Source organism: Pseudoalteromonas sp. UG3-2 (genome assembly GCF_037120705.1).
Lineage (GTDB): Bacteria > Pseudomonadota > Gammaproteobacteria > Enterobacterales > Alteromonadaceae > Pseudoalteromonas.
In genome coordinates this window covers 2,824,618-2,844,736 of record NZ_JAWLJU010000002.1, presented here as the reverse complement: position 1 = coordinate 2,844,736, position 20,119 = coordinate 2,824,618, and the positions used below count along the sequence as shown (strand labels likewise).

Annotated in this window: 19 protein-coding genes; 11 read left to right on the top strand and 8 right to left on the bottom strand. The window is 45.7% G+C overall.

What is annotated here, in order from left to right:
• Nucleotides 1–28: 28 nt before the first annotated feature.
• From R3P39_RS15830 to R3P39_RS15810, 5 genes are all read right to left on the bottom strand, one after another.
• Nucleotides 29–706, bottom strand: a complete 678-nt coding sequence (locus tag R3P39_RS15830) for a TIGR00153 family protein (protein WP_336568666.1) — start codon at nucleotides 704–706, stop codon at nucleotides 29–31.
• 142 nt (nucleotides 707–848) lie between these two features.
• Nucleotides 849–1,550, bottom strand: a complete 702-nt coding sequence (phoU, locus tag R3P39_RS15825) for a phosphate signaling complex protein PhoU (protein WP_336568665.1) — start codon at nucleotides 1,548–1,550, stop codon at nucleotides 849–851.
• A 24-nt stretch (nucleotides 1,551–1,574) separates the two neighbouring features.
• Complete coding sequence (pstB, locus tag R3P39_RS15820) at nucleotides 1,575–2,402, bottom strand: phosphate ABC transporter ATP-binding protein PstB (RefSeq protein WP_336568664.1); 828 nt, start codon at nucleotides 2,400–2,402, stop codon at nucleotides 1,575–1,577.
• A 27-nt stretch (nucleotides 2,403–2,429) separates the two neighbouring features.
• Entirely contained in the window at nucleotides 2,430–4,079 is a 1,650-nt protein-coding gene (gene pstA, locus R3P39_RS15815) for a phosphate ABC transporter permease PstA (protein WP_336568663.1), read from the bottom strand.
• 15 nt (nucleotides 4,080–4,094) lie between these two features.
• On the bottom strand, nucleotides 4,095–6,329 hold the full coding sequence (locus tag R3P39_RS15810; protein ID WP_336568661.1) for an ABC transporter permease subunit: 2,235 nt from the start codon (nucleotides 6,327–6,329) through the stop codon (nucleotides 4,095–4,097).
• A 306-nt stretch (nucleotides 6,330–6,635) separates the two neighbouring features.
• Between R3P39_RS15810 and R3P39_RS15805 the strand changes: the two genes are divergently transcribed.
• From R3P39_RS15805 to R3P39_RS15795, 3 genes are all read left to right on the top strand, one after another.
• Complete coding sequence (locus R3P39_RS15805; RefSeq protein ID WP_336568660.1) at nucleotides 6,636–7,142, top strand: glycine cleavage system protein R; 507 nt, start codon at nucleotides 6,636–6,638, stop codon at nucleotides 7,140–7,142.
• A gap of 119 nt (nucleotides 7,143–7,261) precedes the next feature.
• Nucleotides 7,262–9,349, top strand: a complete 2,088-nt coding sequence (gene ppk1, locus R3P39_RS15800) for a polyphosphate kinase 1 (protein WP_336568659.1) — start codon at nucleotides 7,262–7,264, stop codon at nucleotides 9,347–9,349.
• 16 nt (nucleotides 9,350–9,365) lie between these two features.
• Complete coding sequence (locus tag R3P39_RS15795) at nucleotides 9,366–10,844, top strand: Ppx/GppA phosphatase family protein (protein ID WP_336568657.1); 1,479 nt, start codon at nucleotides 9,366–9,368, stop codon at nucleotides 10,842–10,844.
• Here the strand turns inward: R3P39_RS15795 and R3P39_RS15790 are convergent.
• Complete coding sequence (locus R3P39_RS15790; RefSeq protein ID WP_336568656.1) at nucleotides 10,841–12,121, bottom strand: EAL and HDOD domain-containing protein; 1,281 nt, start codon at nucleotides 12,119–12,121, stop codon at nucleotides 10,841–10,843. The two genes, R3P39_RS15795 and R3P39_RS15790, sit on opposite strands and share 4 nt — an antisense overlap.
• Before the next feature lie 191 nt (nucleotides 12,122–12,312).
• Between R3P39_RS15790 and R3P39_RS15785 the strand changes: the two genes are divergently transcribed.
• Complete coding sequence (locus R3P39_RS15785; protein ID WP_336568654.1) at nucleotides 12,313–13,026, top strand: substrate-binding periplasmic protein; 714 nt, start codon at nucleotides 12,313–12,315, stop codon at nucleotides 13,024–13,026.
• A gap of 29 nt (nucleotides 13,027–13,055) precedes the next feature.
• Here R3P39_RS15785 and R3P39_RS15780 read toward each other — a convergent pair whose 3' ends face one another.
• A complete protein-coding gene (locus tag R3P39_RS15780) occupies nucleotides 13,056–13,898 on the bottom strand; it encodes a 23S rRNA (adenine(2030)-N(6))-methyltransferase RlmJ (protein ID WP_336568652.1) in 843 nt (280 codons plus the stop codon).
• Nucleotides 13,899–14,136: 238 nt separating this feature from the next.
• Here R3P39_RS15780 and R3P39_RS15775 point away from each other — a divergent pair, with 238 nt between their 5' ends.
• From R3P39_RS15775 to R3P39_RS15745, 7 genes are all read left to right on the top strand, one after another.
• Nucleotides 14,137–14,364: a DUF904 domain-containing protein gene (locus R3P39_RS15775; protein ID WP_336568650.1), complete on the top strand. Its 228-nt coding sequence runs from the start codon at nucleotides 14,137–14,139 to the stop codon at nucleotides 14,362–14,364.
• Nucleotides 14,364–14,645 (top strand): cell division protein ZapA, encoded by a 282-nt coding sequence (locus R3P39_RS15770; protein ID WP_336568649.1) that lies wholly within the window; start codon nucleotides 14,364–14,366, stop codon nucleotides 14,643–14,645. The genes R3P39_RS15775 and R3P39_RS15770 overlap by 1 nt, the downstream gene beginning before the upstream one ends.
• Entirely contained in the window at nucleotides 14,642–15,613 is a 972-nt protein-coding gene (locus R3P39_RS15765) for a hypothetical protein (protein ID WP_336568648.1), read from the top strand. Before R3P39_RS15770 ends, R3P39_RS15765 begins: the two co-directional genes overlap by 4 nt.
• Nucleotides 15,614–15,633: 20 nt before the next feature.
• Nucleotides 15,634–17,154, top strand: a complete 1,521-nt coding sequence (locus tag R3P39_RS15760; protein WP_336568647.1) for a LysM peptidoglycan-binding domain-containing protein — start codon at nucleotides 15,634–15,636, stop codon at nucleotides 17,152–17,154.
• A gap of 82 nt (nucleotides 17,155–17,236) precedes the next feature.
• Entirely contained in the window at nucleotides 17,237–17,725 is a 489-nt protein-coding gene (locus R3P39_RS15755) for an FKBP-type peptidyl-prolyl cis-trans isomerase (RefSeq protein WP_336568646.1), read from the top strand.
• Nucleotides 17,726–17,727: 2 nt separating this feature from the next.
• Nucleotides 17,728–18,456: an SDR family NAD(P)-dependent oxidoreductase gene (locus tag R3P39_RS15750; RefSeq protein WP_336569334.1), complete on the top strand. Its 729-nt coding sequence runs from the start codon at nucleotides 17,728–17,730 to the stop codon at nucleotides 18,454–18,456.
• 12 nt (nucleotides 18,457–18,468) lie between these two features.
• Entirely contained in the window at nucleotides 18,469–19,302 is an 834-nt protein-coding gene (locus tag R3P39_RS15745) for an amidohydrolase family protein (protein WP_336568645.1), read from the top strand.
• Here R3P39_RS15745 and R3P39_RS15740 read toward each other — a convergent pair.
• Nucleotides 19,297–20,067: a YggN family protein gene (locus R3P39_RS15740; protein ID WP_336568644.1), complete on the bottom strand. Its 771-nt coding sequence runs from the start codon at nucleotides 20,065–20,067 to the stop codon at nucleotides 19,297–19,299. The two genes, R3P39_RS15745 and R3P39_RS15740, sit on opposite strands and share 6 nt — an antisense overlap.
• Nucleotides 20,068–20,119 lie beyond the last annotated feature (52 nt).

Genomic DNA, 20,119 nt, shown 5'->3' with positions numbered 1-20,119 from the left:
TACTTTATTTTAAAAAGATCGATTTTTATTAACGAGCTAACATCAGCTCAAGACGAGAACCAACGCGCTCTGCAATATCAGCAAGGCCACCTACCCACTCGATGATCTTATATAAGAACATGGCATCAATCGGGTTTAAGTCAGCTTCAACTTGACGAAGCTCTTGGCGGATCTTGATTTGCATATCGTCGGTATCTTGCTCAATGGCATCCAGCTCAACCAGCATCTTTTCAACCAGCGCTACTTCACGGCCTTTAAAGCCAGTTTCAAGTAGTTCGTCGAATTCGTTGATGGCTTTCGATGCTTGCTTAGTTGCGTCAACGCAACGAGTCACATAAGCAAGAAAGTCTTCTTGGATAGATTCAGGGATCACCATTTCACGACCAACAACGCGACCTGCGATGTCTTTGGCCTTGTTGGCAATCTTATCTTGGTGGGTGATAAGTTCCAGTAAGTCAGTCCGTTCTACTGGCATGAATAGACCGCGAGGCAACTGTAAGCGCACTTCACGCTTTAAATCATCTGCTTCACGCTCAAGGTTACGGATTTCGAGACGGATTGCTTCCGCTTCAGTCCACTCCCCCTTGAAGACATGGTTAAAAAATGGGATCAAAGCCGCACTGGCCTGATGGACAATTTTTATATGCTCTTCAATTGGCTTAATAGGTGATTTAGCAAAAACCCCTAAAAACGCGTTACTAGGCATAACTGACCCTTAAATCATATTTGTATGCATGTGCAACGAGTAATTTTACAGCATTAAACGCCATTGTGAACGGTTTTATTGCAAGTTTCGCTGAACAGGTACTGAAATGGCGCGCCAAAGGCGCGCAATAATTTCCTGCTAGTTACAGAGTTTTCGCTATATCTTCTTGAGAAGTATGGCGAATATCTTTGCCGTTAACAAAGTAAATGACGTACTCAGCGATGTTCTGACAGCGGTCACCGATACGCTCTAAAGAACGTACAGACCAAATCAAGTCCATGATTTTAGGAATAGAACGCGGATCTTCCATCATGTAAGTCATGATCTGACGTGTTAATGCTTCATACTCACGGTCTACTTTGGCATCCGCTTTGTGCACTTCAAACGCTTTTTGCGCATCCATACGAGCAAAAGCATCTAACACATCGTGAAGCATCTGTGACACTTGACGACCCATGTTATCGATGTTGCCCAGCAAGTCTTGCTGATCTTTGGTGAACGAGTCCAGCGCTACTTTAGCAATACGTTCTGCTTCATCCCCAATGCGCTCTAAATCGGCAATGGTTTTAGCGATGGCCACCACTAAACGTAAGTCACTGGCAGCAGGCTGACGTTTTGCAATGATCCGCGTGCACTCTTCGTCAATGTTGACTTCCATGGCATTCACTTGGTAGTCGTTTTCACTGACTTTTTTAGCCTTATCAGCGTCATTGCTATTCACGGCATCCAATGCGGTATTGAGCTGCTGCTCAACTAGACCGCCCATGCTTAACACATGATTTCTTACGCTCTCCAGCTCTTCATTAAAGCGGCCAGAGATGTGTTTATTAATATTGTGTTCCATAGTGTGTCTCCTCGTAAGCGCGCTTTAACCGTAACGACCCGTAATGTAGTCTTCTGTTTTCTTCTTCGCCGGTGTAGTAAAGAGTGAGTTGGTGTCCGCGTACTCAATTAGCTCACCCATATACATAAATGCGGTTTGGTCTGATACCCGTGCGGCCTGTTGCATGTTGTGAGTAACGATAACCACAGTATACTTGTTTTTCAGGTCGCTGATCAGCTCTTCAATAACTAAGGTTGAAATAGGATCCAGCGCTGAGGTGGGCTCATCCAATAGCAGTACTTCAGGCTCAATCGCAATCGAACGAGCAATAACCAAACGTTGCTGCTGACCACCTGATAGGCCAAAGGCGCTATCGTGTAGACGGTCTTTTACTTCATCCCACAGTGCAGCCCCGCGCAATGATTTCTCAACCACCTCATCCAATTTACGCTTGTCTTTAATGCCTTGTAGACGCAAACCATAAACCACATTCTCATAAATGGATTTTGGGAATGGGTTGGGGCGTTGGAATACCATGCCAACGTTACGGCGCAGTGCTGCAACGTCAACGTTTTTGTCGTAAATATTGTGGCCTTTAAGCTTAATTTCACCTTCAATACGACAGCTATCCACTAGGTCATTCATGCGGTTAATGCAACGCAATAGGGTTGATTTACCACAACCTGAAGGACCGATAAACGCGGTTACCTGGCCTTTAGGAATTAACATATTAATGTTACTTAGAGCCTGATTATCACCATAGTAAAGATCTAGGTTTTTGATCTCTAGTGCAGTGAGTTCCGGGCTTAAGTTTTCTAAATCAAGCTTGTTGTTTGCTGCTGCTTGATTGACTTCTGGCGCTACTGTAATCATGTTTCTACCTATTAAAAATCTTTACTATTAATGTTCTAGTGATCTGAACTTTTCACGTAAGTGGTTACGGATACCGATGGCTGTAATGTTCAGCGCAATGATCACCGTAACAAGCAAGAATGCGGTGGCGTAAACCAAAGGTCTTGCTGCTTCTACGTTCGGGCTTTGGAAGCCAACATCGTAAATATGGAAACCTAGGTGCATAAATTTACGATCTAAATGAATATAGGGGAAGTTACCATCAAGCGGCAACGTCGGAGCCATTTTTACCACGCCCACCAACATCAGAGGGGCTACCTCACCAGCAGCACGGGCTACGGCAAGGATTAAGCCAGTCATAATGGCAGGGCTTGCCATCGGCACAATAATACGCCACAGGGTTTCTGCTTTGGTGGCGCCTAAGGCCAGTGAGCCATGGCGAACAGAACTTGGAATACGTGATAGACCTTCTTCTGTCGATACGATAACCACAGGTAAGGTTAAAATAGCCAATGTCAGTGCCGACCAAATAACACCTGGGGTACCAAATACTGGACTTGGTGACGCTTCAGGATAGAACAGTTCATCGATAGAGCCACCCAGCATATAAACAAAGAAGCCCAAACCAAATACACCATAAACGATAGAAGGTACACCAGCTAAGTTAATCACGGCAATGCGGATCATTTTAGTAATGGCGTTTTTCGCCGCGTATTCATGTAAGTAAATCGCCGCCACCACACCAAATGGGGTGACGATAACGGCCATCAGCATCACCATAAACACCGTACCAAAGATAGCTGGGAATACCCCGCCCTCGGTATTGGCTTCACGAGGATCATCGCTAATGAATTTACCAATTTGCACCAAATAATGGCCCGACTTGGCAAAAAAGCCCATGTCATTGGGGAACCACACATCCAACACTTGATACAACGGCAAGGTCACTTCCTCACCACGCATGTCACGAACAACCACTTGATCACGCTTAGCTTTCTTACGCAGCTCAAACAGGCGCGCTTCATGTACCTTATACTCTTCCCGCAGTTCAGCACGGCGAGCATTAAGTTCGGCAAGCTTTTCATCTGTGAGTTCGTTGTCTAGCTCATAGGCACGTTCTTCTAAGCGAATACGCTCTAGCTCGTAGTTAATATGGCCGATTTCACTGTTTTGTAGGTCTAGTGCTTCTTCATTGAGGTCAACTGCGCGCTCAACTAATTCATGCAGGCGATCTACCTTGTTGTCTGTCACTAGGTTGCCGTCTTCAATAACGCGCACTACATAACCGTAGAAGTTACCGTTTTTACTACGCTCAAATACCGCTAACTCCGCAGGCGTTGTTTGCGCTTGAATATCGGTTGAAAGCACCCAGCGAAAATCCAGCTCAACGTATTCACGGTTACCCGTTTTAAGTAGCAAGCGTTCAACAAATTCATCTTTGTAGTCAGATAAATCATAACCAGCCGCTTCCAGTCGAGACTTAGGTACCATCTCACGGTCATAGATTTCACCAATCACGGTTTGCTTAGGCACCGAACCTTCTAGTTGCATCTCTACCACTTGAGATGGCCAGAAAAAGCTCAGTCCTTTCCAAGCGATCATCGCCAGCAGGCCGATCACCGATATCAAACTGATACTGACCGCGCCACCTGTCATCCAGATCCACGGAGAACCTGACTTAAACCACTGTTTTATCATGTCATGTCACTCCAATTACATTGAGCTGTATTTTTCACGTAGCTGCTGTCTAACGAACTCGGCTAGCGTGTTAAATATGAAAGTAAAAATAAACAATACAAAGGCTGCTAAGAACAGAATCCGATAGTGTGAACTGCCGACCTCTGACTCTGGCATTTCCACCGCAATATTGGCAGCCAAAGTACGCATGCCTTGGAAAATACTCCAGTCCATAATTGGCGTGTTACCGGTGGCCATCAGGACTATCATGGTTTCACCCACGGCGCGGCCAAGTCCCATCATCACGGCAGAGAAAATACCTGGACTGGCCGTTAACAGCACCACGCGAATAAGGGTTTGCCACTGGGTAGCGCCAAGCGCTAATGAACCGTTCGATAGATGCTTAGGTACACTGAATACGGCATCTTCTGCAATCGAGAAAATCGTTGGTATAACCGCAAAGCCCATAGCAATACCGACCACGAGCGAGTTACGTTGGTCGAAGGTCAAGCCTAGTTCATTGGTAAGGTATTGACGCACGTTACCACCAAATAACCAGTCTTCGACGCCATTGCTCATGCCAAACGAAATCCAACCTACGATAAGCACCACCGGAATAAGTAAAATAGAGTGCCAACCATCTGGTACAAAGTGTCTGATTTTAGCCGGTAATTTAGTCCAACCAAACGCCGTAGCTATCATGGCAACCGGTAACAGCACCAGTAAGGCGACAATGGCCGGTAAGTGCGTTTCGATTAATGGCGCCAACCACAATCCGGCCAAGAAACCCAAAATTACTGTTGGTAAGGCTTCCATAATTTCAACCGTAGGCTTCACCACTCGGCGCAGCTCGCTCGACATAAAGTAAGCGGTGTAAATAGCCGATGCAATTGCAATTGGAACAGCAAACAGCATGGCGTACATGGCCGCTTTAATGGTACCGAATGAAATTGGCACCAGTGAGAATTTTGACTCGAAATCATCACTGGCTGATGTTGACTGCCAAGTGTAAGCCGGCTCTGGGTAACCTTCGTACCAGACTTCTTGCCACAATGCCGACCAAGTCACCTCTGGGTGCTCGTTCTCAATCTCGATTACCGTCATGGTGTCGTCGGCCAGTAATAACGCAGCATTGGCACGTGGCGCAATAGCAAACTTCTCTACTGGCTTATCGGTTACCTTGCCCTGCCATAAATGCGCTTCACTGGTGGTGTAATAAAGACCAAGTTCACCATCACCATTGGTAGTAAAGAAGGTGCGGCGGTAGTATTCGCTATACAGATTCACTTGTGCGCTTTTTGAGGTTGCAAACGCACGGATCTTGGCAAAGGCACGGCCTTCGTCATTATTTACTTCAAACCATTGCGATACCTCACCGTTATCGTTCGCCAACATTAACGAGTTTGCCCCAGCCAGCAGGTTCATATCCACTAAGTTCGCATTTTCTTCATTGGCTGCAAGCAATTGAAATAGCTCAACCTCTGACGCATAACGCGTGTCATAAACATAAATTTGGTTAGCTGAACGAATAAAGGTGCGAGTGGTGTCTGGTGAGATCAGCAACTCATCGACTCGACCATCGATATTTAATTCAGTACGCTCAACGGACCACTCAACTTCACCGGTAAACATGTTCTCTTCGGCAACAAAAGAAGCGAAGATCAGACGTTTATCCGCCGTTTGTGCCACTACTGCGGTTTTATCTTCATAATGACTAAAGGCAAACTGGCGAATGGCTTGGCCTTGCTCGTCTACCATCAGCTGCTTGGCATCAAGCGGATAGCTTAATCGTGGTGTGAGCACACGCTCATTGCCAGGAAAACTTACCTTGAACATGGGTTTTACTAATTGCACCTGACCATTATCTAGGCCGTATGCATATAGGCCAAGGAAAGGCATGCTCTGTGCGAACGCAGTCACGTTACCCTCAAGTTCAACTTGTAAGCTATCAAGTTTTTTGCCCGCGTTTTCACCTTTAATTTGGTAAAAATCAACGCTGCCTTGCTCACCTAGCAAGTATGCGATTTCAGTCTGCTCTTCAAGACCAATACCTTGATAGGACTTACCTTGAGTAAGCTGAATGTTGGTACGCTTTTCAACGGTTGCTGATTCAAACACCGGCTGTACCACGTACAACAGGTAGAAGAAGATCAGCAATAATGCGACTAAGACCATTACCCCGCCTGAGGTAATGCCAAATTGTGCAAACCTGTCTTTGAATAGACGGCTTCTATCCGTTTTAAAGGATGGCTTTTGCGGATTGGAAGTCATCAATATACCCTTTGGTTTTAAAATTGTGGGGAGTATATTTCATCAAGATGACAGTTGTATGACAAACACTCAAACGCCAGCGACTCTTTAAAGATAAATTTTCATGTTTTTGAATTATTCCAATTCTAGAACTAAACTGATTGCTTTTCGGTCAAACTAAGGGCCTCAAGTAAAGGCGAAATTCTCGTTGCAAATCTTTACATTAAGCGTCGTGAAGCGCTGGACAAACGGTGGTTTTAGACTAGTCTAAATCATGCGCCGATTTCGTTTATCGCCTACGGGCGCCACTTTACAAAGAGACAAACTATGAAGCAGTTGATATTAACAATAATAGGTAAGGACCAGCCGGGTCTCGTTGAGAACATTTCCTCCACTATCCTTTCTCATCACGGCAATTGGCTTACCAGTAACCTCAGCCACCTTGCAGGGCATTTTGCCGGGATAATTCAAATAGAAGTCGCCGAAGAGCACTTGCAAGAAATACAAGAGGCCTTACATGCGTTACAGGGTCTTGAAGTTAAAATAGAGTCTGGAGATAACTTAGTCGAGCAGGACGAGCCTGAGACCATCAACCTAATCATTACCGGTAATGATAGGCCTGGCATTGTCCAAGAGCTCGCCAGCGTGATCCGTCACAAAGGCGCGAATATTACGCACCTGAACTCGAAACAACGGAGTGCACCAAACTGGGGACTGCCCATTTTTAGTGCTTTTGCTACCGTGACGCTCCCAGCCGGCATGGTGCGCGAGAATGTCATCGATGCCTTAGAATCCATTACCAGTGATTTGATCGTGGACATAGAAGAGAACTAATTTCTTCACTACACTAAATGGAAGTAAGCTGGCAAACACGGCAGGCGCGCCGTGTTTGTCATATTAGTGTCACACCCTCTGCTTAAGCTGTGTTTAAAGCGGTACCTATGGAAAGAGTCATGCAAGCAGTTTCTCCCACTAACACCACCATTACCTACTTCGCCAAAGAGTTAAGCTGGCTATCATTTAACGAAAGAGTGCTTCAAGAAGCCAAAGATCCCAGCAACCCTATTATCGAACGAATTCGTTTTTTAGGCATATTTTCTAATAACTTAGATGAGTTTTTCCAAGTTCGGGTCGCGGATGTCAAACGCCGTATTCTACTCAATAATTTACCTGATACTAACTTTGATGAAGACGAAGCCTTACTCGCTGACATTCAAAAGAAAGTGTTAGAACTGGGAAAGAAATTCAATGTTATCTACGAGCAAATTTTAGCCGATTTAAATGAGCACAATATTCACGTTGAATTGCCCGAAGCGCTGTCTGAGTTCCACCAAAAATGGCTAGCCGATTACTTTAAAGATCAGGTATTGCCCCATTTGCTGCCGATGATGATCACCGAAAGCAAAGACTACTCCGATAATATCAACGACACCATGACTCACCTGTTTGTTGAGATGCGAGGCGATAAAAATCACCATGCCTTTTTAGAAGTGCCCACCGACCGCCTCAATCGCTTTGTGCAACTGCCCCCCGAAAAAACGCGACGGCACAAAACCATTGTCTTACTTGATGATGTTATTCGCTATTACATCGCCGATGTCTTTAGAAGCTTTTTTCAATTTGAGCAGATTGCCGCGTATTCAATGAAAATGACTCGTGATGCCGAGTATAACCTCGACGACGAGTTAGAAGAAGGGGTGCTCGATACCATGTCAAAGGGCCTTAAACAACGCCTCTATGCCGAGCCAGTGCGCCTCGTCTATGAAGAGTCTATGCCTGAAGAGCTGCAAAAGCTGATGAAAAAGCGCCTTGGAGTAACCACACAAGATGCTTTGATCCCAGGAGGCAGGTATCGCAACTTTAGGGACTTTATTTCCTTTCCCAATGTCGGCCGCGGCTACCTTGAGAATAAACCACTGCCGCCGTTAAGAAGTGCGGCATTTAAAAAATACAGCAGTGTGTTTCGTGCCATCAGCGAACAAGATATTTTACTCTATTACCCATATCACACCTTCAACCACATGTTGGAGTACATTCGTCAGGCCGCCTTTGACCCCAGAGTTAGTCAAATAAAAGTCAATATTTACCGCGTGGCAAAACAGTCACGATTGATTGGCTCACTTATTAGCGCTGCCAAAAACGATAAAAAAGTCACCGTAATGGTTGAGCTTAAAGCTCGATTCGATGAACAAAATAACATCGAGTGGGCAAAAATGATGAGTGAATATGGCATTAAGGTGATGGTTGGGATCCCATCATTAAAAGTACACAGCAAGTTATGTGTTGTGCACCGCCGTGAAAAAGGCAAGTTTGTTAAATACGCTCACATTGGCACCGGTAACTTCCACGAAAAAACAGCCAAAATTTACACTGACTTTAGCTTATTCACTAAGCACCCAGAAATCACCGAAGAGTGTGATAATGTCTTTCGTTTTATCGAAAATAGTTACCTGCCCTTTGAATTCGATCACTTGATGATCTCGCCGCTCAATGCTAGGTCGCGCATTATTAGCCTTATCGAACAAGAAATTAACCATGCCAAGCAAGGTAAAACCGCTAAAGTAGCAATAAAAGTGAATAACCTGGTCGACAAGGATTTAGTCGACAAGCTCTATGAAGCAAGCCGTCAGAAAGTAAAAATAAAGCTGATTGTTCGTGGTATGTGTGCATTAGTCCCAGGGCTGCCGGGTTTTAGCGATAATATAAAAGTTATCAGTATTGTTGATCGCTTTTTAGAGCATCCCCGGGTGATGGTGTTTGAAAATGCCGGCGACCCTAAGGTGTTTATCTCTTCGGCTGACTGGATGACCCGTAACCTCGACCATCGCGTTGAGGTTGGCACCCCTATTTATGCTGAACACCTGAAAAAAATGATCATCGATATCATGGATCTGCAATTTAAAGACAAAACCAAAGCGCGGATTATTGACGCTGAACAGAAGAACTTATATGTTCGCCGAGGTAATCGTAAAAAAATTCGTTCTCAGATTGCCATTTATGATTATTTAAAGAAGCTTGAAGCAAGCGATATCAAAGAATAACGGTTGAGGATACACAATGCGCGACTACCCTACTATTGCAGCGGTTGATCTGGGCTCAAATAGCTTTCACTTAGTCGTTGCCAGGGAAGTGGATGGTCGCCTACAAATTCTTCATAAAGAAAAAAAACGCGTTTACCTGGCAGCTGGCCTAGATAAACGCTTAAACCTTGATGAAGCCGCCATGGCCCGAGCCATGGATACCTTATCGCAGTTCGCCACCACCTTGCATGGTTTCCCCACCGAGTCAGTGCAGGTCGTTGCCACTTACACCTTGCGAAACTGTAAAAATTTAACTGAGTTTTTGGCCCGCGCAAAAACCGTATTTCCTTACCCTATTAATGTTATTTCTGGGCAGGAAGAAGCTCGGCTTATTTATCAAGGCGTTGCCAACTACGAGCACGATAGCCATAACCGATTAGTCATCGATATTGGTGGCGGTAGCACTGAGCTGGTAATTGGTCAGCACTTGACCCATAAATTACTCAGTAGTCGTAACATTGGCTGCGTGACGATGACAAAGGCGTGTTTCGCTAACGGTAAGCTCAGTGCCAAGCGCTTTAAAAAGGCCGAAATTAAGGCTGAACAAGAAATTGAAGTGATCACCGCCAGCTTTTTACGACTTGGTTGGCAAACCGTGATTGGCACCTCTGGTACCATAAAAACACTGGCACAACTATGCGCAGAATTAACAGGAGATGACACCATCACTGGGCCAGCATTGCAACAAATAAAAGACAGCATGATAGCTGCAGGTCATATCGATAACATAGCGTTTAAGTCGCTGGCTGATGAACGTAAGGTGAGCATTGCCGGTGGCCTCGCTGTTCTTACTGCGCTGTTTCGTCAACTGGGGATCACCGCACTGCGGTTTAGCGACTATGCCTTACGGGAAGGGTTGCTGTTTGAAATGCATCAAAGCGATGAGTATGACCTGCGCACTCGAACCATTAATGCCTTCAGTGATAATTACAACATCGACAAACAACATGCTGTGAGTATTTGCAGCACCATCGAGGAGCTGGTGAGCTTGAGTAAACCCAGTTGGCAGCTAAGTAAAAACGATGTTGAAATGCTCTGTTGGGCCGCCAAACTCCATGAAGTAGGCTTGGCAATAAACTCATCCGGCATGCATAAACACGGCGCTTATATTGTCCGTCATAGTCAGTTACCTGGTTTCACCCAAGCACAGCAACTACAATTAAGTGCCTTGGTGCGCTTTTACCGCAAGAAGATAAAGCTACAAGAGTTACAGGAGCTGATTGCCTGCGAAGAGCTGCCTCATTTTGCCCGTTGCCTAACGATTTTCCGGCTGGCTATTTTACTGAATCAAAAGCGCCAACAAGAACAGCTGCCAAAGTTTAATGTCATTGCCCTGGCGCAAACGTTGCGACTAGACATTGCCCCCGAGTGGCTCGATTCCCATTCTCTGTTTTATGCCGATCTGGAACAAGAGTGCAACTACTTAAAGACATTAAACATTCAGCTGCTGTTTTAATCTGGCTGGTCTGGTTTTACAATTTCGAGTACTTCGTCAGCATATTCACGGCTAGCCAGCGCCATATCATACAAAAAGTGCTTAGGGGTTGCTGGTCTAATTGCCTGCAAAATAAGCTCGGCCTCTTGCCATTCGTTGCGCTCAATCTCAAACGCTAAGCGCAGCGCGCCGCCCATTAAGCCATCGTAATCAAGCAAGGCACTCGAGAGTGAGTCATCGAGGGAGAACTCGGCGGCAATCACAGAAAGCTCAACCTCTAATATCACATCCAGTATCGACATTAACCCCAGTAAATAGCCGTTTTCGGCCATTTCCTCGCCACCCGGCTGTAAAAAGGTTTCTACAAACTTAGCTCGAGTCAGTCCCATGCGAGTGAGCTCACTGGGTTTATCAGAGCCCAGTTCACTTAATGCCAGCACTTTAACAAATTGCCGAATGGCGTCTTCCCCGAGATACACCACCGCCTGCGAAATCGATTTAATCTCGATGCGATCTTCACCGGCTTTGGCGTTGGCCAGTTTTAGTAACCTGGCCGTTAAGCTCAGATCTTTGCTGATCCGGCTTTGGATTTCTTTAAAGCACAATGACTTCTTCGCTGTGGCTTGCAGCAACTGGAATACCACCAATTTGCCTGGTTCCACATTGCCATGATTGAGCATTTCAGGTTTGGCGAAAAAATACCCCTGAAAATAATCGCAGCCAGAGGGCTTTATCAGCTCAAGCTCTTCCTTGGTTTCAATACGCTCGACAATCACTTTAAGATGTGGGTGTTGGCGCTTGAGCTTTTTAACCATCATGTTGGTTTTAATAATGGGGTGCTGAACCTCAATTTTGACATACTGAACTAATGCCAACAAAGGCTGCCAACGCTCGTCGCCATCATAGTCGTCTAGCGCAAAGCGGTAACCCTTGGCCACTAATTTGGTAACGATATTCACCAAAGAAGGAATGTCTTTAGCCCGCTCGACAATTTCAACGACAATTTTTTTGGGTGATAACAGCTTGGGAAGTTCTTGTAAGAGAGACTCATCGGAAAGGTTAATAAAAGCGGTTTTACCGGCAGCAAGACGCTCAACACCAATAAACATCAGTGAGTTAAAAAATAACCGCCCTGTTGCTTGGCTATCACTCACACCAACAGGAAAGGCGTTATTACCAGAATCACGGTACAGTAATTCGTAGGCAAATACTTCTTGGTCAGGCCCCATAATGGCCTGACGTGCGATGTATTGCACCCCAGATTTACTTATTTTGGTTACCGAACCACTCATTAACATTCTGACCATTTTCGCTGAGAAAGAAACGCTCTACTTACGAGCCTATAATATGCCCACAACTCGGGCAATAAAAAGTTAAAACAGTTTACCTTATTTGTTTAATTTATGTCAGAGTGCTTTGCCAACAATAACATGCTCAAAGCTGTTACTTTGTTATCGCCGTTATAAAAAAGTTAGGCTAAGATGGAAGCATGAAGCAAATTTTAATCCTAGGCTTATTGACCATCAGCTGCCTTGTTTGCGCCTCTGAAAAGCCACAGTTACGATATAGCTTAAGTGGCTCTGGGAGCTTTCAGCCTTACTATACTCACCAGCAACAGGCACCTGGGATATTAGTGGAAATTGTGCAAGCGATCCTCGTCACCACCAAGATTGATGGCGAAAACCTACTTTTACCTGCCAAGCGCACCAATTACTACCTCGAAAATAAACTGATTGATTTTGATATCATCAGTCTTGACTGGCTCAACGAAAAGCAGCGTAAAGACGCTCGCTTTATTTATTCCGACCCTTTATTAGAAGTGAATGAGTATGTTGTCACCCGCACTCCAACTCGGCCACTAAGCAGCCTTTATGGCCTAGAGGTGGGCACAGTGAGAGGCTACTATTATCATGACGATGAGCAATTTAAGCGGGTGGACTTTGCTTCAGAAAAAGAACTGTTACAAGCGCTACACCGAGGCCGAGTCGAACAAATCATTATTGGCGATTTGCCGGCATTGTACTGGGCTAAAAAGCTCAATATTCGTTTTAGTTTCAATTACAAACATTCGCAAGGAAAGCTTCGCCTGCGGCTACTGGCGAAGCACCAGAACCTGCTTGCAAACATTAATCAAGCCATTGCTCAGCTGCAAGCATCAGGGTTAATAGCAAGCATTGAACAGCGATACCGTCATGCTCTTTGATTGCGACGATATCGCTACGTTATGCAAGCCTACTCATCGACTAACTGTAAACAGCGATAACCAGCTCCTTGGTCTTCCGCCAATAAACTAACCAGCTCAGGAAGCACCTCCGACATAGTTTGCATTAACGTATAAGGCGGATTTACCACTATTAGCCCCGACGCCGTCATGCCTTTTTCTTCGGTGTCTGCACGAGTCGCTAATTCAAATAATTGAATATTTCGAATGCCAGAGTCAACTAAGCTGGCTTCCATGGCATCAATGCGCTCACGCTCAACCACTGGGTACCAAATCATATACACACCGGATGGAAACTTTTTATGCGCCTTAACAATACTGGCCACGGCCTTTTCATAATCCGACTTAATTTCATATGGCGGATCCATCAAAACACAAGCTCGTCGTGATGCTGGCGGCACTAAGCCGAGCAAGCCTTTAAAACCATCACTGCCATTAACTCGCAAAGAACGCTTATGGTTGGTGTTTTGCTGCAGTAATGCTAAATCGCGAGGGTGCAGTTCAAAGAACCAACCATTGTCTTGGCGACGTAAAAACTGCTCAGCAACCTTTGGCGAGCCTGGGTAATACTCAAGCTGACCATTGCGATTCACGCTTTCGATCAGGTCACGATAACGGCTTATGGCAGCCACTTTGCCTTGATAATCCCAAAGCTTAGCAATACCAGCCATAAACTCCTGGTTCTTTTGCGCATCTTGACCACCAAGTTCGAAAAAACCAGCACCGGAGTGAGTGTCGATATAATCAAACGGTTTGTCTTTTTTGGTAAGGTAGGCCAATACCTCAGCAAGGACTAAATGTTTAATCACATCTGCTGGATTGCCAGCATGAAAAGAGTGTCGATAACTGAGCATAATATCGCCTTGGATAAATTAATATATAATGAGTGAAACTAATATACCTCAATGACCAATTGTATATAAATTACTCATTAAGTTATTTTAGCCTGAACCACTTCTGAACAAAATAAGCTAATCTCGCTATTATCGCTTAAATGCCAATAAAAATCAGCATAAAGTCGCGTAAACACTAGCATCCTGGGCTGCTTTGTTTTACATTTGCATGACAAATCACAGTCTCAAGAGCGCATTTATGAATAATCAAGATCTCCAAAAACTCGACCAGTTGATTGACCAACTTTTAAGTCAAAATAATCAGTTAAAATCGGAAGTAACCGCTTTAAAAGAGCAAAACCAAAAACTGATTGATGAAAACGAAACCCTACAGCTAGAAATGCTAGAAAGTGAAGAAAAGCAAAAAGAGTTTAGCTCATCACTGTCTGGTCTATTAGATAAGTTGCAATCACAACAGGCTGGCTAATGTCAGAGCAAAATAACCAAGTAACCGTCACGTTACTTGGCAAAGAACATCAATTTGCCTGTGCTCCAGATCAAGAAGAAGCGCTACACAATGCTGTAGCGCTGCTGGATAAACGGGTCGAAGAAATGCGTCAACGCTCTACTGTGCGTAACGATCACAATGCCTTGCTGCTTGCCGCTTTGCATTTGTGTCATGACTTACAAGCTTTAGAGTCGCAACAGCAACAGCAAGCACAGCAACTGGCACAGCTAGTCGCTAAGCTCTCCTGCGATACCCCATGACCCTGAACGCCAAAGCCTACCTAGTTTGCTGTTACCTAATGCTGGGTTTGTTAAGCTTTGGCGCCAACGCCACAAAGGCCAATCGCTTTTACCAGGTCTCTGAACAGGTTTTTTTCATTACTGGTAAGCAAGCCAGTCCGCAACCGAATCAGGCGCTACTGGTTGGCTCAAAGTGTGCTTTGCTGGCCGGTCTTCATGCCGACTGGGTTGCCATGACGGCACTGATTGATGAGCTAAAACAACGTCTATCAGTGCCCTTGTGTTACGCCGTGTCATTGCACTCTGAAGTGAAACAGCAAAGCGCCATTGTGCTGTTACAGCAAGCCTATCCAAATCTCCAATGGCTGACGCCAAACGCCGTTTCTTCAAGCACATTACAACACGCTTTTAAGCGTCAGCTCGAACTCTTTAAGCAAAGCATTTCGCTTAGCCAAACCAGAGTGGCTGCACTGCCTCAGGCGCAACAGCCTAGTTGGCAAGAAAAACTCAAATTAGCTCAGGCACGGGTTTCAAGGTGGTCACAATTAAGCCAGGCCATAGTGACTGAGCAGTCGGTTGTCAGTGACGCTATATCACTTGATCTTGGCAAACACCTGCTCACCATTAGCCCAACCAGCGCTTACTCAAAACAGGACTTGCTCATCCAGTTACCCGCAGCCAATGGTATTATTGCCGGCTACAGCGCCGATTTAGTACCGCCTTTAAATCACAGTAATTGGCAGCCATGGCAAGATGCCCTAAAGCAATTGCATAGCAGTCGAGTCAGTTGGATTTTACCGGCGTCAGGAAAACCTTTCCCAGCAAAAGCACTGCACCAGCCGCTGCAGTTTTTCTCATTATTGTCTCAATCAGATGAGCAACAAGTGAGAGCTCAACTCAAAGCACTCTATTCAAACCCCAATATGCAATTGCAAGCATTGAGGCGGTGGCAGCAATGGCAAACTAGAGAATCTTTGAATAAAATTTAAGCGCCCGATATAATTAGGGAATGAACACACGATTAATACAGCTGCTCAACATCCTCAGCGTACTGTTGTTAATAGCAGGCTGTCAGTCCACAGCGCCCCCTCAGGTCGACCGTCAGGCTATCTTGTCTGCGATCACACACGTGCCTGCAAAAGAAGTCGCCTCTGAACGCGCCTCAGCCCCCCAAGCCGAGCAAGCAAAGCCTGTGACCCGTAAGCCAAAAAGCGAAAAAAACTTATGGCACTACGTTCGCAATAAGCTCTACTTTAATACTGCGCCCCATCCGCGGCTAAAAAAACGCATCGACTGGTATTTAACGCAACCACATTACCTTAATGTCGTGAGCCGTCGTGCAGCTCCCTATTTTTATCATGTGGTAAAAAAAATTGAACGCCGGGGTTTACCTATGGAGCTGGCATTATTACCGTTTGTGGAAAGCGATTTTCGACCAACCGCCAAGTCCAGTCAAAATGCCGTAGGTGTGTGGCAACTTGTTGATGCCACGGCTTATCATTTTGGCATTAAAAAAGATGCTTGGTACGACGGCCGCCAAGATGTGTTAGCGTCAACCGATGCGGCACTGGATTACCTTAGTTATTTGCATGAGCGTTTTGACGGTGATTGGTTGCATGCTATTGCCGCTTATAACAGTGGTGAGGCTCGAGTAAAACAAGCGATTCGAAAAAATCGCAGGCAAGGAAAACCGACTCACTTTTGGCACTTAAAGTTACCGCAAGAAACCTCGGAATACGTACCAAAACTCCTAGCATTGAGTCATTTATTAAAAACGGCGCCGGCAAAATTTACCATTCCGGAGCTGCCAAACAAGGCCACCACAGCGCTGTTAGACGTTGGCCAACAGTTCGACCTCGATCAGTTAGCCAAGTTAACTGGAGTGAAAAAACGTCAGCTATATCAATTAAATCCTGGCTTTTTACAGCATCGCAGCTCGCCTAAGGGGCCGCACACCATATTGTTGCCCATGTCAGAGCAAGCGTTATTAAAAAGTGCCTTTTTTCGTAACAATTTTAGCCAAGGCTACATCGTGCAAAAAAACGATACTCTGTATGGTATTGCCCGCAAAGCAGGCATGAGTGTTACGGCTTTAAAGTCTCTAAATAATAAAACCTCCGATCTTATCCGCGTCGGCGAAACATTATTGATTTCGCAAGGCAATGACCAGCTGGATTTAGTGGTCGACTACGAAGTCAGCCCTTACATTAAACAACCAAATACTGCTGCCAAAGAGCAGCCCAAGGTGGAGCACCAGCATACCGTCAGTCGCGGCGAGTCGTTATGGACCATCAGCCGTCAATATCAAGTGACGGTGAGAGATCTGCTCGATTGGAATGAGTTAACGGCTAAGGCCGTATTGCGCCCAGGCGATGAGTTACGGTTGCTGCTTAGCGCTCCTAAGCCTAATGCAGAGTCCAACGACAACAAAACACCACTCAAGCGAGCCACAGGAATGGGCAGTTATGGCCATATTAATGCCATTTTTGGTCGTGAGTTGGTGGAATGCGAAGCCCAAGCTTGCTTCTAAGAAGTGACGTCACGTACACTACGAGTTTTGGCAGACTCCTTTTATCTTACACTGCTAAACAATTATATTAAGGCCAAGAGTGATGCAGATTGCAAAAAACACAGTCGTTGAATTTCATTACACCCTCCATGAAGGCGATAACCAAATTGAATCCAGCAAAAGCGCTGAACCCTTAGCGTATCTTCATGGCAGTGAAGGCATGTTGCCAGGTTTAGAGCGTGAGCTAGAGGGAAAAACGGCCGGTGATAGCTTTTCTGTGACGTTAACGCCTGCCGATGGCTATGGTGAGTATCAAGAGGGTATGGTGCAACGTATTCCGCTTAAGCACTTGCAAGGCCTTGGTGACAGCAAAGCATGGAAGCCAGGCATGACGGCCATTGTCGACTCCAATCAAGGTCGCCATCAAGTAAAGCTAATCAAGGTTGGCCGCTTCAATGCTGACTGTGACTTAAACCACCCATTTGCAGGTAAAACCCTAACATTCGATGTTGAAGTGGTGGCTGTGAGAGCCGCGAGCAATGAAGAAATTGCCCACGGCCATGTCCATGGCGCAGGAGGTTGCGGACACTAATGATGGAAAAAGTCGCAATTGTAACCGGTGGTAGTTTAGGGATTGGCGCAGCCATAGTAAAACACTTACAGGGGCTTCAATATAAGGTGTATAACCTCGACATCCACTCCAGTGACCTTGGCGTTTATCGCTATTGTGATGTCAGTAAAGTTGCTGAAGTACACCAAGTTATCAAGGATATCATTAGCCAAGAAGGGCGAATTGATGCCTTGGTTTCAAATGCCGGAAAGCACCTCAGCGCCACCATAGAGCAAACCGATGAAGCGACCTTAGATGCGATGCTAGCGCTGAATGTCAAAGGCGCTTATGCTGCAATTCAGGCAGTACTGCCAGTGATGAAGCAGCAGCAAGGTGGCAGCATAGTGTTAATGTCTTCGGATCAAGCATTAATCGGCAAGCCCAGCTCGTTTGCCTACAACCTAACCAAGACAGCACTGGCTTCGATGGCAAAAACCACCGCGCTTGACTATGCCCAATTTAATATCCGTGCCAATGCGGTCTGTCCAGGCACAATAGAAACGCCACTGTTTCATCATGCTATTGATAGTTACTGTAAGCGTAGTGGCGCAGACAAAGCACAGGTGGTTGCCGAAGAAGCCAGCATGCAACCGCTTGGTCGCCTAGGCCAACCTCAAGAAGTGGCCGCCTTAGTGGCATTCTTATTGAGTGATGAAGCAAGCTTTATAACCGGCAGTTTGCAAAGCATTGATGGCGGTTATACCGCACAGTAACCGGAGCGAAGCATGAGCCTTGCAGTCATTGATAGTCACTTGCATTTTTTTGCGTTGGACAAGGGGCAATATCAATGGCTCAAGCACTCTGCGCCTGCTTGGCCAAACCTATCGCGTATTCAGCAAAACCACAGTTTGGCCACTATTCCACCGTCTAGCCAATTTACCTTGAGCCACTTTATCCATGTCGAAGCTGGGTTTGATAATCATGCCCCAGTTAACGAGCTGAACTGGTTGGCTGAAACACAACCCTCAGTGCCCTATAAAGCCGTAAGTCATGCTCACATTGATGCCCCACCGGAACAATTTGCAACGGCTTTGGCGGCACTAAAACACCGCAGCCTAGTGGCTATTCGTGACATTACCCAAGGCTCTGACGGCTGCCGTTTACTCTCCCCTCAGGTAATAGAAAATATCCAGCAGCTTAACCGTGCTGGCCTGCACTTTGAAGCGCAACTGGAGTTTAGCCAAACCCAGCTGTGCGATGCGTTTTTGCAACGACTAGAAGCCAACCCTGATCTTAAAGTGGTGTTTAATCATGCTGGCTTCATAGACCGCCACCACCATGCCACATCGCTATTGCGGCGCTGTGGAGCGCTACCTAATGTGATGCTAAAGTGCAGTGGCAATGAAATGCTCGCTCAGCCGCAACCCACCTCACAGTGGTTAATGCATTTACTCGAACAGGTTGGTGAAGACAGCCTAATGCTAGGATCAAATTTTCCTATTGTGTTAAGCGCCAAAGAGTATTGGCAGGTGTGGCAGGACTACTTAGCTGCGCTCGGCCACTCTAGCACTTGGGAAAAGCTCAGCCAGACTAACGCAAAGCGCTGCTATGGTTTATGAGCGGATCTGAACCAGATCATAGGGAACCAGCTCAGGAACTATTTTTTGCAACTTCTCTTCGGTTTGATCCAAGGAGTTAAGACACTCGCAATATTCTTCCGCTTTTTCTTCCAGCTGAAATGCTTTTTTCTGCAACGACTTATCGATTTCTTTAGAAATAATGTCCATTCGCTGTCCCATGTCATTAATGCGATCTTCAATGTTGCCTTCGCGAGATTTAAAGGCATCGCCTAAAGACACTAAAATGGACCCCAATGAGCCATGCACAGCGGAATGGATCTTTTGGCTGATTTCTTTGGTAAAAAAGTCATCAATTTTTGATAAGGACTGCGGCGCAATAAAGAAAAAGTCGTCGCCTCGTTTAAACTTATCCATTAACGCCCGTTCAACGTATTGCAGCTGCGTTTTTAACACCTCAGGTTCTTTATCAGACATGCCCTCGACCACTTGCTCGATGGCACTTAGCCCCAAGTTGACACCGTCGGTTGCCAAGTTCACTAGCTCAGGAACCGTTTCGCGAATACCGTTGGCGTACTCTGCCACAACCGCCTCTCCTGCTTGGTCGAGCTCAATCCAGCGGCCCAAGATAAAGAGTTGATTATCGTTGTTAATTTGGATCCGGGTCTGGCCGTTATCAACAATACGAATTTCATTATCGGTAATGATGAGACCGTGCCCCAACTCAACATCGCATTTGCTTTTCGCCACTGCTGCTGTGCTCAATAAACAGCAAGATAACGCCACAGCGCTAAGAAAACGATTCATAAGGCCTCCAAATGCAACAGGCTGATCTAGGGATGCTCAGAAGAGTAGCAAA